General features: G+C 67.6%; 3 protein-coding genes. All 3 read left to right on the top strand.

Translation table 11 applies throughout. The features are described 5' to 3' along the window. Positions 1–418: hypothetical protein (locus AB4Y86_RS18345; RefSeq protein ID WP_441403577.1), on the top strand; the 418-nt coding region annotated here is incomplete at its 5' end. A 162-nt stretch (positions 419–580) separates the two neighbouring features. Further along, positions 581–1,165 carry a histidine phosphatase family protein gene (locus AB4Y86_RS18340; protein ID WP_441403576.1) on the top strand — a complete coding sequence of 195 codons (585 nt, stop codon included), beginning with the start codon at positions 581–583 and terminating at the stop codon, positions 1,163–1,165. Positions 1,166–1,247: 82 nt separating this feature from the next. Continuing rightward, the coding region (locus AB4Y86_RS18335; RefSeq protein ID WP_441403575.1) for a hypothetical protein at positions 1,248–1,684 on the top strand (437 nt) is incomplete at its 3' end.

The raw sequence follows: 1,684 nt of genomic DNA, 5'->3' as shown, positions 1-1,684 counted from the left end.
CGCCTCTGAAACATACGAGCATGATGCCCACGACGTCTGGTCCCTGATCCGGCCCGCCGAGAGCGCCGTGTTGCTATCCAATGCACAGAAAGCGTTTACAGTACCCGGAACGCCCGCCGGTGTTGGGGAACAGCAATGCTTCGTAAGCCGCGACGGCTCCGCATCAATCATCGAAATCATTGGTGAGGACGGCCCATGGTGGGCAACTACTCGTCCCATAGCGCAGAGCGACACCAATAGGCGTCTCACTTACCGGATCCAACCGACCCCATCCGGATGCACGCTCACGGTTGGAACCGTCATCGAAGTCGCAGCGAATGCTGAGTTTGCTGGCGCCCCCGACGAATGGTGGGAAGCCCAGATGAGACCGTATCTGCAAAGGGTGAAGGAAGCTCTGTCGGCCCGCGAGACGCACTAGCACGCAGTATCAAGCCACTGTGGGGCCGCCCGCAGCGGCTTGAGGAGAACGTCATCACGATCCTGATCGAACAGAAGGGTACAAAACGCTGTCCATCGGACCGTGACGGAACGAGCTGCTCCGGCTGCCAACGTGACCGGCCGGTCAAGGCAGAATGGGAGCATGACCCTCACAACCTTCGCGCTCGTCCGCCATGGCCAGACCGACTGGAATGCGCAGCGCCGGCTGCAGGGATCCAGCGACATTCCATTGAACGACGTGGGCCGCGGCCAGGCGAGCGACGCCGTGGCGGCCCTGGCCGGGTACGAGTGGGACGTGATGGTTTCCTCGCCGCTGAGCCGGGCCGCGGAAACGGCGGACCTGATCGCCGGAGGGCTTGGGCTCAGCGTGGCGCGCCGCGTGCCGGAGCTCACCGAACGCTCGTTCGGGCCGGCCGAGGGCATGCAGGCGGGACCCGAGCTGGAGGCTCTGCGCATCCCGGGCGGGTTTCGCGGTGCTGAGAGCGACGACGAGGCAGCCGCCCGCGGCCTGGCTGCCTTCGAGGCCCTGGCCGAGGAGTTCGGCGGCCGCCGCGTCCTGGTGGTCGCGCATGGCACCCTCATCCGCTTGAGCCTCGGTCTCGCACTCGACCGCACGCTGCCGAGCATCGACAATGCAGTGCTGAACCTGGCTCACCACCACCCCGTCGACGGCTGGGAGCTCGAATACCTCAACGGCGAACGACTGACCGCGGCCGCCGTCGGCTGAGCACCCGGCCGAGCCGTTCACGCGCACCAATCGCTAAGCCGGACCCCGTGTGACCGTCAGTGCTGCGGTCTAGGCTGGTCGCATGCCGCCGACTCCGTCTCCCACACCCGTCGAGGTCTTCCTGCACACCGGCGCCGCCGACTGGTGGCAGATTGTTGCCGCCCTGGGCCCGCTGGCGGTGCTCCTGAGCGCCATCGTCGCCGGCATCATCGGCTGGCGGACCCTGCGGCAGAAAGCGGTAGCGGACAACCGCGCCGAATGGTGGCGGCGGACGCAGTGGGCCCTGGACTCCGTCTACTCCGGGGACAAAAAGCGCGGCACCATCGGGCTGAAAGTCCTCAAAGTCCTCGGCGAAAGCCCGCTGGCGGGCAGCGGCGAGCTCGCAGTCCTCGAAGCCGCAGCGGAGAAGCCTCTCAACTCGGCAGCCCGCACGTCGGCGGCCCGGACGGCCCGCGCACCTGCCGAGGCGCAACCCGCGGCGGAAGCCCGCGCGCGGCCCACGCCGTCCGGCGCCGGGAT

This window comes from Arthrobacter sp. 2YAF22_2 (assembly GCF_052114645.1).
GTDB lineage: Bacteria > Actinomycetota > Actinomycetes > Actinomycetales > Micrococcaceae > Arthrobacter.
The sequence above is the reverse complement of the archived record's forward strand: the minus strand, read 5'-3'. Positions and strand labels throughout refer to the sequence as shown.

Excerpts from the sequence above, each read along its gene's own strand:
- AB4Y86_RS18340 (WP_441403576.1), top strand. The coding sequence starts at position 581 with ATGACCCTCACAACCTTCGCGCTCGTCCGCCATGGCCAGACCGACTGG.